This window comes from Streptomyces sp. NPDC102270 (assembly GCF_044766405.1).
Taxonomy (GTDB): domain Bacteria; phylum Actinomycetota; class Actinomycetes; order Streptomycetales; family Streptomycetaceae; genus Streptomyces.
The window spans coordinates 29,625-43,063 of record NZ_JBIWLX010000026.1 but is presented as its reverse complement, the minus strand read 5'-3'; the positions used below and the strand labels follow the sequence as shown (position 1 = coordinate 43,063).

8 protein-coding genes are annotated in these 13,439 nt (G+C 68.8%); 2 read left to right on the top strand and 6 right to left on the bottom strand.

Going from position 1 to position 13,439, the window contains the following annotated elements; translation table 11 throughout:
• Positions 1 to 79: 79 nt before the first annotated feature.
• The 6 genes from ACIRP7_RS40270 to ACIRP7_RS40245 all read right to left on the bottom strand — a co-directional run bounded on the left by ACIRP7_RS40270 (position 80) and on the right by ACIRP7_RS40245 (position 9,537).
• Positions 80 to 1,603: an alpha-N-arabinofuranosidase gene (locus tag ACIRP7_RS40270; protein ID WP_403670337.1), complete on the bottom strand. Its 1,524-nt coding sequence runs from the start codon at positions 1,601 to 1,603 to the stop codon at positions 80 to 82.
• A 186-nt stretch (positions 1,604 to 1,789) separates the two neighbouring features.
• Positions 1,790 to 3,403, bottom strand: a complete 1,614-nt coding sequence (locus ACIRP7_RS40265; RefSeq protein WP_403670334.1) for a family 43 glycosylhydrolase — start codon at positions 3,401 to 3,403, stop codon at positions 1,790 to 1,792.
• Positions 3,400 to 4,305: a carbohydrate ABC transporter permease gene (locus ACIRP7_RS40260; protein WP_403670331.1), complete on the bottom strand. Its 906-nt coding sequence runs from the start codon at positions 4,303 to 4,305 to the stop codon at positions 3,400 to 3,402. Before ACIRP7_RS40260 ends, ACIRP7_RS40265 begins: the two co-directional genes overlap by 4 nt.
• Positions 4,305 to 5,189 (bottom strand): carbohydrate ABC transporter permease, encoded by an 885-nt coding sequence (locus ACIRP7_RS40255; RefSeq protein ID WP_403670328.1) that lies wholly within the window; start codon positions 5,187 to 5,189, stop codon positions 4,305 to 4,307. The genes ACIRP7_RS40260 and ACIRP7_RS40255 overlap by 1 nt, the downstream gene beginning before the upstream one ends.
• 25 nt (positions 5,190 to 5,214) lie before the next feature.
• The gene (locus ACIRP7_RS40250) at positions 5,215 to 6,540 is read right to left on the bottom strand and encodes an ABC transporter substrate-binding protein (RefSeq protein ID WP_403670325.1); all 1,326 of its coding nucleotides are present in this window, start codon (positions 6,538 to 6,540) and stop codon (positions 5,215 to 5,217) included.
• Between the two features lie 93 nt (positions 6,541 to 6,633).
• Entirely contained in the window at positions 6,634 to 9,537 is a 2,904-nt protein-coding gene (locus tag ACIRP7_RS40245) for a carbohydrate binding domain-containing protein (protein WP_403670322.1), read from the bottom strand.
• Between the two features lie 445 nt (positions 9,538 to 9,982).
• On the opposite strand from ACIRP7_RS40245, the gene ACIRP7_RS40240 reads away from it, so the two are divergent.
• Entirely contained in the window at positions 9,983 to 11,050 is a 1,068-nt protein-coding gene (locus ACIRP7_RS40240; RefSeq protein WP_403670320.1) for a hydroxyacid dehydrogenase, read from the top strand.
• 404 nt (positions 11,051 to 11,454) lie between these two features.
• Positions 11,455 to 12,501, top strand: a complete 1,047-nt coding sequence (locus tag ACIRP7_RS40235) for a LacI family DNA-binding transcriptional regulator (RefSeq protein ID WP_403670318.1) — start codon at positions 11,455 to 11,457, stop codon at positions 12,499 to 12,501.
• The last annotated feature ends 938 nt before the right edge of the window (positions 12,502 to 13,439 follow it).

The window sequence follows — 13,439 nt, the reverse complement described above, 5'->3', positions numbered from 1 at the left end:
TGCCCGGCACCCGGAGTCGGGTGACGCGCAGCTCTTCTCGTCATTGAGGAGAGTTCCGCGCTCTGTGATCTGCTGCCGGTTACGGGCGGCGGGCCAGCCGGATCATGTTCCAGGACAGGGGCGGGAGTTCGGTTCGAAGCACTCCGCCGGACACGGTGGTGCCGGTCGCCGGGCGAGGGGTGACCCGCTCGGGCTGGTCCAGGGTGTTGCGGGCGTCGGGGTCGGCGTCGGCCAGGACCAGGTGCTCGGTCAGGCTGTGGGCGTCGACCCCGTGCAGGTCGATTTCCAGGGGCAGCGTCCGGCTCTGGCTGCGGTTGACGGCGAAGACGGTGACGGCACCGCTGTCGTCGTCGCAGACGGCGGTGGCGTGGAGCTGGGGGACCTCGCCGTACTTCGCGGTGGTGTACGTGGGGCTGTCGGCCTCGACCCGCAGTACCCGTCCGCGCCCGTGGCTCGACGCCTGGGCGAAGGGGAAGAAGGTGGTCTGCCGCCAGGCGGGACCGCCCGGCTCGGTCATGATGGGAGCGATCACGTTGACCAGCTGGGCGAGGGAGGCGGAAGTGACCCGGTCGGCGTGCCGCAGGAGAGCGATGATCAGTGAGCCGAAGACGACGGCGTCGGTCACCGAGTAGTTGTCCTCCAGCAGTCGGGGCGCCTCCTGCCAGTCCTCGACCGGGTGCGGGTTGGGCCGCTTCTGGTACCAGACGTTCCATTCGTCGAACGAGAGGTCGATCCGCTTGTCGGTCTTCAGCCGGGCGCGGACGTGGTCGCAGGTGGCGACAACAGAGTCAATGAAGTGCTCCATGTCGACGGCTGAGGCCAGGAAGGAGTCCCGGTCGCCGTCGACTTCCTCGTAGTAGGTGTGCAGCGATACGTAGTCGACCTGGTCGTAGGCCTCTTCGAGGACGGTGGCCTCCCAGGAGCCGAAGGTCGCGATGTCGGAGCCGGAGCTGCCGCAGGCCACCAGCTCCAGATCGGGCTGGACCATTCTCATGGCGCGGGCGGTCTCGGCGGCGAGGCGGCCGTACTCCTCGGCGGTCTTGTGGCCGATCTGCCAGGGGCCGTCCATCTCGTTGCCCAGGCACCACATCTTGATGCCGTAGGGCTCTTTGGCGCCGTGGCTGATGCGCTGGTCGGAGAGCTCGGTGCCGCCGGGGTGGTTGGCGTACTCCAGCAGCCGGACGGCGTCTTCCACGCCCCGGGTGCCGAGGTTGACGGCCATCATCGGCTCGATGCCGGTCTTGCGGCAGAAGTCGATGAACTCGCCGAGACCGAACCTGTTCGTCTCGGTGGACCGCCACGCGAGGTCCAGGCGAACCGGCCGGTCCTCGCGCGGGCCGACGGTGTCCTCCCAGCGGTAGCCGGAGACGAAGTTGCCGCCCGGGTAGCGCACGGTGGTGACGCCCAGTTCCCGGATCAGCGCCAAGACGTCCTGTCGCAGCCCGGCTTGGTCGGCGTCGGGGTGGCCGGGTTCGTAGAGGCCGTCGTAGACACAGCGGCCGAGGTGCTCGATGAACGAGCCGTACAGGCGTGGATGGACAGAGCCGATACCGAAGGCCGTATTGAGCGTGAACCGCGCGGGGGCGGCGGGGTGGTGGGACAACGTCTGCTCCTCGGGGGCAGTGCACGGTCAGGGTGAGGGTCTTGTTCGACGCGCCCGTGCGGTTGGTGGCCGAGACTCTGATCAGACAGCGACCGGGAATTTACGGCGTGCCGGAGATCAGGCCGTGTCGGTGCTGACGGCCTGGGCGCACGTGGGCCGGGACGCGGTGGGCTCCGGTGCCGCGAGTCATTCCTCGCAGGTGAGGCGCCATCCGGTGAAGTCGGCGGTGAAGGACCTGTCGACCAGGTCGCGGGCGTGGATGCCGGCGAAGGCGCCCGTGAAGCGCAGGCGGGAGCCGTAGTCGTCGGACAGATGACTGAAGTCGAGTTCCGGGCCGACGGGGTGACGTCGGCCGTCCTGCAGGATCCAGAACCGGGCCGTCGCCGCGTCGATGGTCGCGCCCAGGGTGAGGGTGGCTCCGGGTTCGACGTCCCGTATCTCCACCTGGCGTGGCCCGTCGGCGTCGTGTTCGAGCAGGCTCAGTACGGTTCGGCCGCCGCCCTGCCACTGCTGGCCGCGCTGGGGTTCCCCGTCGGGTTCGGCCCAGGTGAGGTCGAGGGTGAGGAAGGAGACGGTGTCGTACCAGAGGATCAGGCCCGCGGCCTGTGTGAAGGTGCGGGGCTGTGCCTGGAGGGTGACTTCGACCTCGGTGTGATGCTCGGTGATGCGCTGGGCGAGCAGGCTCTGCTCCCACAGCGATTCGGGGCCGTGACGGCCGCGCAGCCGGATCCAGCCGGGCCGGCTGGTGGTGTCGGCCCAGGAGGGATCGGCGTAGCCGCGCAGTGTGGACCACGGCCATGACAGCGCCTCGGACGGAGGGCCTGCGGCCGGTGGTGGGACCTGTGGGCGGGAGGGTTTCGGGACGTCGGTGTCGTCGAGGTGGATGTCGACGGCGGGATGCCAGCCGCCCTGGCGGAGCCGGGGCCATCCGTCGGCGTCCCAGACGACCTGCTGGATCGCGGTCTCCCGGCCCAGGGTGCAGTGCGGGCCGTACTCGGTCTTGACCGGCCGGGCGGCCAGGTGGCTGAGGAGCCAGTCTCCGCGCGGGGTGGTGAGCAGCTCTCCGTGTCCGGCTTTCTGCAGCGGCTGCGAGGGATCGTCGCGGGAGGTGAGCAGTGGCAGGTGGTCGAGTGCGTAGGGGCCGGTGAGGGTACGGCTGCGGGCGACGCGTACGCCGTGCGCGGTGCCGGTGCCGCCCTCGGCGAGCAGGAGGTAGAACCAGCCGTCGCGTTCCAGCAGCTTGGGGCCCTCGATCAGCTGGTCGTGCTGCAGCAGCAGGTGGGTGTCGCCGGCCGGGGCCAGGGTGTCGCGGTCGAGTTCGGTCAGGACGATGCCGTCGAAGCGCCGTCCGCCCGGCCGGTGGTCGGTCTGCATGTTGACCAGCCACAGCCGCCCTTCGTGGTGGAACAGCGCCGGATCGAAGCCGTGACTGGCGACCCGCCGCGGGGCGGCCCAGACGCCGTCGACGTCGGTGGCGGTGGTGATCCACACGTCCAGGTCGAAGTAGCGGGTGCCGACCGAGCGGACGATGGAGTACACCATCCAGAAGCGTTCGCCGTCCCAGCTCAGTGACGGCGCCCAGACGCCTCCCGAGTCCGGCACGCCGGCCAGCGAGTCTCCGGGAACCGCGCCGCGCACGTGGCCCGCGTACTCCCAGCGGGCCAGGTCGCGTGAGCGGTGGATCGGGATGGTGGGGAACCACTCGAACGAGCTGGTGGCCACGTAGTACCAGTCGTCGACACGGATCATGGACGGGTCGGGGGCGAACCCGCGGATGACCGGGTTGCGCAGGACGGTCATTTCAAGGCTCCCAGGGTGACGCCACTGCGCCAGTAGCGCCGCATCGCGACCATCATGATTGCCATCGGGACGATGGAGAGCAGAGCCCCGGTCAGGACGAGGCTGGTGAGGTCGACGCCGGATTCCAGGCGTTTGCCGGACCAGTTGTACAGGCCCAGGTTGAGGGTCCAGTTCTTCTCGCCGCGCAGCAGGGTGAGGGGGAGGAAGAAGGCGTTCCAGGTGTTGACGAAGGCGAGCAGGAACACGGTCGCGGCGCCGGTCGTCATCATGCGCAGCACGATGCTGAAGAAGATGCGCAGTTCACCGGCGCCGTCGAGGCGGGCGGCTTCGAGGAGTTCGTAGGGGATGGTGGCCTCGGTGTACACCTTGGCGAGGTACACGCTGAACGGGTTGATCAGGCAGGGGATCAGCATCGCCCAGGGCGTGTCGACCAGGCCGATCTGGGAGAACAGCAGGTACAGCGGCAGGGTGAGCAGGGCGATCGGGATCAGGAACGAGCCGACCACGCACGCGAACACCAGGTTGCGGCCCGGGAATTCGAAGCGGGCGAGGCCGTAGCCCGTGGCGAGCGCGATGAGCGTGCCGCCCAGGGAGCCGACGCCGGCGTAGAGGAACGAGTTGGCGGTCCAGCGCAGGAAGATGCCGTCCTCGTACGTGAACAGCTGATGCAGGTTGTCCCACAGGTGCCAGCCGGAGAACCACAGCCCGTTGCTCTGGTAGAGCCCCGTGCGGTTCTTGGTGGCGGCGACGATCAGCCACCACACCGGGAACAGGCTGTACAGGCTGGCCATGATCAGGCCGAGCAGGAGGAATCGCTGGCCGCCGCGGGTGCCTGAGGCGGGGTCGGGGCGGGTGAGGCGCCGGGCGGTGTGCGGCTCGGCACGCTCTTGGGTGAGCGTCATCAGTCGGCCTCCTTCGAGGTGATCCGGTAGAAGAGGAAGGAGGCGACGCCGAGGATGAGAGCCAGGAGGACGGAGAGCGCGGCGGCGTAGTGGTAGTTGCCGGCGTTGAACGCCTGGTTGTAGATGATCATGATCGGGGTGAAGCTGTCGCTGACCGTCTGCGGGGTGACATTCCTGAACAGCGCGGGCTCGTTGAAGATCTGCAGCATCTGGATGATCGAGAGCATGCCGGTGAGCACCAGCGCGCCCCGCACGTACGGGATCTTGATGCTCAGCGCGACCCGCAGTTCGGAGGCGCCGTCCAGGCGTGCGGCCTCGAACAGGTCGCGTGGGACGCCCTGGAGCGCCGAGTAGATGATGATCATGTTGTAGCCGATGCCGTGCCAGGTCAGCAGGTTGCCGATGGACGGCCACACCATCGACGGCGCGAAGAAGTTCCAGTCGAGGCCGAAGACCTTGCCCAGCGGGGTGAGCGGGCCGACGTCCGGACTGTAGAGGTTCAGCCACACGATCGCGGCGACCACTCCGGGGATCATGTACGGCACCAGCAGCAGAATCCGGAACCGGCCCGCGACCTTTGACGTCAGCGCGTCCAGGAACAGCGCGAGAACGAGGCTGATGAGCAGCATCAGCGGGATCTGTACGCAGGCGAACAGCACCACCCGCAGCACGGAGCCCATGAACGCCGGGTCGGTCAGGCCCTGTTGGTAGTTGTCCAGCCCGGAGAACTTCTGCGTCGAGCCGCCGAGCCCCAGCCCGGACTGCTGATCGCGGTACAGCGACTGGTAGACGGCGTAGCCGATCGGGAGGAGGAAGAGGAAGACGAAGCCGAGCTGGAAGGGCACCGTGAAGGCGGCACCCTTCCAGCGCAGGGAGCGAATCATCAGTGGTCGTCCTTGCCTGTGGCCGCTAGCCCTGGACGCTGATGCCGCGGGACTTGAGGTCCTTCACCGTCCACTCCTGCATGTGCGCGAGCAGATCGGTGACCGTCTCCTCCTTGCTGACGACCTTGGCCCAGCCCGCCTGCATCTCCGCGCCCATGGCGGTGAAGTCGGGGCCGAAGGCCCAGTCGGTGGTGACCGTGCCCAGGCTGTCCGTGACGACCTTCTTCGCCGGCTCGTAGTTCGTGCCGAGCAGCTTCTCGGAGATCGCCTCGCCGACGTACGACTGGCTGTCGGCCAGGGCCGGCATCACGCCGTTGCCGGTGGTCGGGCTCGCCATCGTCTTGACCGCGCCGGTGTTGGTGGACATCCACAGCGCCGCTTCGGCTGCCTGCTGCACGTTCTTGCACTGCTTGGTCACCAGCGTCACGCTGCCGGTCAGGTTGGTGCCGGCCGGCGTCTTGGCGGCCTCGCCCGGGAACGTCGGCCAGGGCGACAGCGCCCACTTGCCGAAGGACTTGGTGAAGTTCTGCACCATGCCCGCCATCTGCCAGGTGGAGATCTGCCGGGTCGCGGTGCCGCCGGTGTCGTAGTTGCGCTGCACGGCCGCGTAGTCGGCGAAGGACAGCTTGGAGTTGAGGTCGTTGTCGATGATCTCCTGGATCACCTTCGCCGCCTTGAGGCTGCCCGCGTCCTGGAAGTCCACCTTCCAGGAGTTGCCGTCGATCGCGTACCAGTGCGCCCCGGCCTGCATGGAGAGGACCTCCAGGGTGCTCGGGTCCTCACCGGCGTAGTTTGTGATCTTGATGCCGTGCTTCTTCAGGACCTTGCCCGCGGCAATGAAGTCGTCCCAGGTCGCCGGGGCCTTGAGGCCGTACTTCTGGAAGATGTCGGTGCGGTAGACGGTGAAGTTCGGCGCCGAGCTGGTCGGGACGCCGTAGCTCTTGCCCTGCACCTGCGCGCTCGCCCAGGAACCGGCGTTGAACTTGGCCTTGCTCGACCCGACGTACTGGGTGATATCGGCGAGGGCACCCTGCGAGACCCAGGTGGTCACGAACTCGGCGGTGTTCTGCGCCAGGCAGGGCGCGTTGCCGGCCTTGACCGCGTTGGTCAGCTGCTTCTGCATCGTCAGCTGATCGGTGACCTTGGTGTACTTCAGCTTGACGTCCTTGTGCGAGGCGTTGAACGCCTTCACGACGGCCTCCTGGCCGTTGGCCCAGCCCCAGAAGGGCAGCGTGACCGGGCCGGAGGACTGCTTGTCACCGGAGCCGCCGCCGCAGGCGGTGGCCAGCGCGGCCAGCGCCAGGGCCGCTGCTGCTGCGGCTTGGATGCGGCGGGAACGGGTGGGGTTCATGTGATCGGGCTCTCTGTGCGGGCTTCCCAGGGCGGGAAACAGGTTTCGCGTGAGGGGTGACGGAGCGGTTCGAAGGCTGGTGGGCGGGGTGGTTCAGGACTCCCGGCAGCCGGCGTCGTACAGCACGAGGGTGCTCAGCGGTGGCACCCGAACCGGGCGGCGCAGATTCGTTTGTCTGCCGGTCTTGAGGTCGACGGCGCGCTGAGAGCTGGTGGAGCGGTAGGTGAAGGTCTGCTTGTCGCTGGTGTTCATCGCGACGATGTAGCCGGCGTACTCCAGGACGTAGAAGGGTGCCTTGCCGACCAGCACCTTCTCCGATCCCAGTGCGGTCGAGCCCTGGGCCGGGTCAGGCACGTCCGCGGGGATCGGCGCGAGGTAGAACGTCTCGCCCGCGAACGCCTGGTGCAGGGCCGGTCCGGGGGGCGCGAGGCCGCCGCCGGGCACGTCGACGTTGCTGTCGGGGTCGGAGATGCCCCAGTCGCGCGTGACCCAGTCCTGGACGGTGAAGACGTTGTCCGGTTTCTTGTCGAACACCGATGTCACACGGACGGTGGCCGAGTGCTCGGCATTCGGGGAGATGAGGTGGACGCGCGCCATGTCGTTGACGGCCTGGCGGGCCCGGAAGTACAGCGAGGAGTAGAGGACCTCCTGGCCGCGCTTGACGGCGATGCAGGCGTTGACCTCGTCGGTGAAAACGAAGTCGGGCGTGTCCCACGAGCCCGCGGGCAGCCGCTTGTCCGACGCCGCAAGCGCCTGGAAGGCGGGCAGGTGCTCGGCGATGAACAAGAACGCGTTGAGACCGGTCCGCGTGTACAGCCCGGTACTGAGGTAGGTGTCGAGCTGTGGGGCCAGCTGGCCGTCCTCGATCATCTGCTGGGTGTAGCCGGCCAGGTCGGGGTCGGCGAACACGGCGGCCGCCGACACGGGGCTGCTGTCGTGGTCGAGGAGCTGGGCGTAGACGATGGCGCCGGGGTACGGCTCGTTGCGCCAGCCGATCTGCGTCTCGATACGGACGGTCCTGTGTCCGTCGGCGTCCACCGCCGGGTGGCGGAACCACGAGCGGGCCCTGGCCATCGTGATCATGCGGGCCTTGAGCTTCGGATCCGGTGCGCCGCCCGCCCCCTGGGTGACGGCCTCGTACATGCGGACGAGGATGCCCGAGGTCTCGCCGTAATCGGCCACATAGCCCAGCTCGCGGCTGAGGCCCTTGGGGGTGACGGTGTAGTGGCCGTGGCCGAGCGGCCAGGTCCAGTTGCCGGCCTTGTCCTGCGAACCGGCCCAGGGCTCCAGGCCGACCGCCTGGTAGAGCCAGCTCTTCGCCGTGCTCTCGCTCCAGGCGTCGGACGGTGACAGCAGGGCGAGCGCGCGGTTGCAGGTGTAGATGCCGATCGAGCAGTACATCGCCTGGTTGGTGTAGCTGCGCTGGTGCTGCCTCCAGTACTCGCGGCTGGCGAGCATCATGTCCCGGTAGGCGCTGCGGCGCGAGACGGTGGTGCCCGAGGCGGCGGGGGCGGTGATCTCCACGTCGTCGAAGTAGGCGGTGGCGCCGCCCAGGACGCCGACCCGGAAGGTGTACTGGGTCGCCCCGGCAGGCACGGTGAAGGTCGCGGTCAGCTGCTGCCAGTCCGTCGTTCCCGCGCTCGCGAGGATCAGGGCCGGGGAGGTGACGCCCGCCCCGTTCGAGTCCGTGAAGGCAACGCCGGCGCGGGCCGCGTTCTTCGACCCGTCGGTCTTCACCCAGACCGAGAAGGTGAAGGTGCCCTGGCCGGTCACCGCCTTCGACAACGTACCGACGAGCAGGTTCTTGCCGGACGAGGTCGCCCGCATCGACGCCGTTCCGCTGCGGAACACGGTGGTGTCCCGGGCGAAGGTGCCGAAGTTCGCCCAGCTGATCGCCCCCCAGCCGTACAGGGTGCTGCCGTCGCCGGTCTCGAAGCCGAGGTTCAGCAGCGAGGTCGGAGCGGTGGTGACGGTCCTGTCCAGGCAGGTCTGCAGGTCGTCCCAGGTCAGGCAGAGCGCCGCGCCGATACGCCCGAAGCCCTCCCAGCCCTGGTCCGAGGTCATCACCGTGGCGTCGTCCTGCCACGCCAGATAGGTGCCGTCGAATGCCTGACAGAGTTTCTCCAGCGCCTCGGGGTTGCGGTAGGCGGGAGACTTCGGCCAGGAGTAGCCGTGCGCCAGGGTCGTGAAGGCGTAGCTGTCCAGGGTGGGCGCCCAGCGGTTGTACAGGATTTGGGACTGGTCCTTCAGGACCCGGTCCGTGACCAGCGCGAGCTGTTCGGTGTCGGTGTTCGGGCGGGTGGTGGGGGCGGCCGGGGTGCCGAAGTCGTCGTCCGCGCCCGGCTGGAAGTACGGGGCGGTGTGGGTGTAGGCCCGGTAGATCCCCCGCGAGGGGGTGGTCATCGGGTAGAAGAACTTGTCGGCTGTGGGCCCGTAGGCCCAGATCCGGCCCATCGCGCGGATCTCGACCTGCAGCTCGGTCCTGCCCTTCGTCGCGCTGAGCGGCAGCGGCAGCGTGTGGCAGTAGAAGCCGCCCGGGCGCCGGGGCGCCACGTCCATCAGGTCGATGTTGTCCACCGGGCCCTGGTCGAGCCAGCCCAGAACCTTGCCGTCCAGGAAGACCTGCAGCCGCCAGTTCTGCTCGAGTGCCGGGGCGCAGTCCCCGCCCCAGAACTTGACCGACACGTAGTTGGCCGCCTTGGGGTCGACCTTCAGGGTGAAGGCCATCGTGCCGCCCCAGAACTCGGCGGGATCCCTGGGGTTCAGCACGCGTCCGGGCTGGCTGAGCTGACCGGTCACGATGTCCGATCGCTCGGCGGTCAGCGCGTGGGTGGTCTCGGAGGCGGCGTCGCCGAACACGACCATGTCCAGGGTTTCCGCGCGGCTGCCGGCTCCCGCGGCGGAGGCTGCAGCGGACTGCTGGGGGGACCACCACTGCGCGGCGACGATACCGGCACCGGCGAGTGCACCTGCCCGCAGCAGGGTGCGGCGGGTCATCGGGCTGCTGTCTCTTGATGCTCGGGGGTTCGGCGAAGGGTCGTACATGGAGACACTTCCTTGGGCTCCGGGGCAGATGCCGGTCCTGGCGCGTGGACCGCGACCAGCGGTGAAGCGGTACAGCACGCCCGGCGACGGCCGAGCCTCAAGCGTTTCGTGAAGGTAACCGCTTGCCAGGCAAGGTAGGGACATAGACACCCACAAGGCAAGGGTCGGACCGGAGCTTGTTTCATTTTGTTATCGCGAGCGTTTCCCCGCAGGCCGCTTCAAAGGTCTGCGGATTTCGTCTTTTGGCTGCTCAGGATGGCTTCATGAAGGTCGGATACGAGCCCGCCTCCTCGATGTTGACCGAACGCAACACCGCCGTTACGGTCGTAACCGCTTACTAAGCTGCTTCTCGGCCCGCCTGCCCCGGGCATCCGTCTCCTTCTAGGTCAGGACTGCGATGACCATCTCCTCGACGCCCCCTGTCCCCAGCCGCCTCACGGACGGCGCGGCACCGCGCAGCGGGCGTCCCGCAGCGCTTTTCGCCATGTCGCCGGAGCATGTGTCCGCCCTGTTCCCCCCGAGGCTGATGAACCGGCTCAAGGGTCTCCTCGACATCGACGAGTCGCTGATCGCGCAGCGGTTCGGCCAGGAGTCACTCGCCCCGGCTCTCGCCAGGACCGAGATCCTGATCACCGGCTGGGGCGCCCCGCCCCTGGACCCCGCCGCGCTGGCAGCCGCGCCCCGACTGCGGGCCGTCCTGCACTCCGCGGGCACTGTCCGCGGCCTGATCAGCGAATCGTGCTGGGAACGCGGGCTGTTGATCTCCTCCGCCGCCCACGCCAACGCGCTGCCCGTCGCCGAGTTCACCCTCGCCGCCATCCTTCTGGCCGGCAAGAACGCCTTCGGCCTGCGGGAGAGTTTGCGCACCGGGCACCGACTCCCCCCAGCCCCCGCCGACCTGGCCTCCGTCGGCAACTTCGGCCGCAGGATCGGCATCATCGGGGCCTCCCGTGTCGGGCGCCGCGTCCTGGAACTGCTGCGCCCCTTCAACCTGGCGGTCCGCCTCAGCGACCCCTACGTCGACGCCGCCGAAGCGGCGCGGCTCGGCGTTGAACTCGTCTCCCTGGACGACCTGCTGGCCGGCAGCGACATCGTGAGCCTGCACGCCCCGGACACCCCCCAGACCTATCGGATGCTGGACCGGCGGCGGCTGGCCGCCATCCCCGACGGCGCCACCCTGATCAACACCTCCCGGGGAGCCCTCATCGACCCGGAGGCGCTGACCGACGAGCTGGCCTCAGGGCGGCTCAACGCCGTCCTGGACGTCACCGAGCCCGAACCTCTGCCCCAGGACTCGCCCCTGTACGACCTTCCCAACGTCTTCGTCACCCCCCACATCGCCGGGTCCCTGGGCAACGAGCTCGAACGCCTGGGCCGAGCCGTGGTCGAGGAGGCCGAGCGCGTGGTCGACGGCCTCCCGCTGGTCCACCAGGTTCTGCGGACCGACCTGGGCCGCATCGCCTGAATCCGTGCCCCTTCCGCAGGTCAGCGCCGGCGCCCCCCTGGTGAACGCGCCCCGGCAAGAGGCTGAGCAAGCGCGGGATCCACGTCCGGCGGCCGCCTGCTTGGGTGCTTCCGAGTGCTCCCTCGCTCCGGGCCGTCCAGCTGCTCCGGAAGGTGAGCGTCGAAGGCGGACCAGGAGACCGCCCGACCGAGGGCAACCGCGTACTAGCCGGAACTTCGTCCGTCACTTGCAACAGGGCTCCGATTTCGGTCTGCCGGCGGTTCTTCGAAGCTGGTCCGGCAACCATGAAGGGAAACAATGAGCCGCCCATGCAGTAACGTCGTTCTGTGACCCTCGGTACGAACAATGCCTCGTCGTCGGCCAAGAACGCCAACGGTGGACGTTCTCCCAGGAAGCCGAAGCCCATGAGCGCGTCGCGGCCGAGCACCATCCGCGATGTCGCCGCCGCGGCCGGTGTCTCCTCGGCAACGGTTTCCCGTGTACTGGCCGGCAACTATCCCGTCTCGGCCGAGACGAAAGAACGCGTCATGACGGCCGTCAAGTCGCTGAACTACGTGATGAACGTCCACGCCCAGGCCCTGGCGGGGAATGCCATAGGCCCCGTTGCCCTGGTCATCGACAACGTTCTCGGGGCTTCGCTGGCCCATATCGCCGCCGGAGTCGAGCAGGAGTCAGCCCAGCACGGCAGGATCAGCCTGATCTGCGCCACCCACGGCGACCGTGTCCGGGAGGACGAGCTGGTCCGGCTCATGCGCCAGCAGCACGCCGCAGCCGTCGTCCTGGTCGGCGGCGCTGTCGCCGACGACGCCTACCACGCCCGTATCACGGAGTACGCCAGGGCGCTGGACGCCGTCGGTTCCCGTCTGGTGCTGTGCGGCCGCCCCACACCCCCGCCCGGCACCCCCGCGACCGTCGTGGAGTACGACAACCGCGGCGGCGCCTTCCACGCCACTTCCTACCTGCTCACCGCGGGACACCGGCGCATCCTGTACCTCGGCGGCGTGCCCGGGTTCAGCGCCAGCGAAGAGCGCCACGCCGGATACCTCGATGCGCTGCGCGCCCACGGTGTCCCCTACGCCGAGGAACTGGACACCTCCGGCGATTTCAACCGCCCCGGAGGCTATCTGCGGACCCAGGAAGCGATCCGCTCCGGCCTGGACTTCACAGCGATCTTCGCCAGTGCCGACATGGTCGCGGTCGGGGCCGCCGCCGCCCTGCAGGACGAGGGCGTGAAGGTCCCCGACGAGGTGTCGCTCATCGGCTTCGACGACATCCCCATGTCCGCCGAACTCACCCCCGCCCTCACCAGCGTCCGCGTGCCGTACGAGGAACTCGGGCGCACCGGGGTCCGACTGGCTCTGGAGCACCGTGAGGGCCGCTCACGCGCGAGCGAGCACGTCATCCTGAGCACGCAGTTGGTGGTGCGCGACACCGTCCGGCAACTGACCTGATCCCCCGCAGGTCCTCGCGAACGGACCTGGTCGTGAGCCGACGCAGTGGTCCCGCGAAGGCCGATCCGCGCCGCGCGGACGCCGTCACAGCCGTGACCGTCCGCAGCCCTCAGCGCCCTCCTGCAGTAAGCGGTCTCCCTTGAGAGCCCGCTCCGCCTGGACGCGGCATCCCATCACGGACCGGCCCGAAGACTCCGGGCCGCCCCGCGGACGATCACCGCATCTGCGGTCCACCCGCTCAAGGAGCGCCCTTGATATCCAGGGTAGTTGCCTTTCTACCTGCACTTTCAACGTCGGCTCCCGCATCTGGGCGGCATGCTTCGCGGGAGCCGGTAGCCCCGGTGGCGTCCAGGGGCGTAGCATTCGGCAACCGCTTACTACCGCCTGGCCGAGCACATCACGCGGCATGCCTCGCGCGCCCCTCCCCGCGGGCCGGATACCACCTGCAGACCATCAAGGAACCGAAAGCTCATGACGACGCCTTCATCCAGGGCCAATGCCGAGCCTGAACTCACCTCCCCCACCTCGGCTGGAGCCCCGGTGCGGCCGTGGGCCGGCCCGCTGATGCCGGTCGGCGAGCCTGTCGCGTCCCTGCCGGCGGTCATGACCGCGCAGCCCTGTTCGGACTCGGTACCCCCGGGGAAGGGTGCGACGCCGAAGACCTGAGTCTGCCCGGTGGCCGGGGCGAACTCCTGGAAGCGCTCCTGGAAGCCAGCTCACCGGCCCCGTGCGCGACGCCGGCCATGACCGGGTCCTGTCCTCCACTGCCGCCCACATTGAACCGGCAGCCGGCAACTGATCCGCCCACCCGCCCACAACGCCCTGTCCGGCTGCCTGAGACCCGACAAGGTGCATTGATGCCAGCGCATCGACGAGAGCGACACCCCGACATGAATCAAATAACTCCCCGCCCCCGGCCACCGCGATCCGCCAAGCCG

Coding starts and splice junctions, on each gene's coding strand:
- ACIRP7_RS40265 (WP_403670334.1), bottom strand. CDS start 3,403: ATGACCGTCCTGCGCAACCCGGTCATCCGCGGGTTCGCCCCCGACCCG.
- ACIRP7_RS40260 (WP_403670331.1), bottom strand. CDS start 4,305: ATGACGCTCACCCAAGAGCGTGCCGAGCCGCACACCGCCCGGCGCCTC.
- ACIRP7_RS40255 (WP_403670328.1), bottom strand. CDS start 5,189: ATGATTCGCTCCCTGCGCTGGAAGGGTGCCGCCTTCACGGTGCCCTTC.
- ACIRP7_RS40250 (WP_403670325.1), bottom strand. CDS start 6,540: ATGAACCCCACCCGTTCCCGCCGCATCCAAGCCGCAGCAGCAGCGGCC.
- ACIRP7_RS40245 (WP_403670322.1), bottom strand. CDS start 9,537: ATGACCCGCCGCACCCTGCTGCGGGCAGGTGCACTCGCCGGTGCCGGT.
- ACIRP7_RS40240 (WP_403670320.1), top strand. CDS start 9,983: ATGACCATCTCCTCGACGCCCCCTGTCCCCAGCCGCCTCACGGACGGC.
- ACIRP7_RS40235 (WP_403670318.1), top strand. CDS start 11,455: ATGAGCGCGTCGCGGCCGAGCACCATCCGCGATGTCGCCGCCGCGGCC.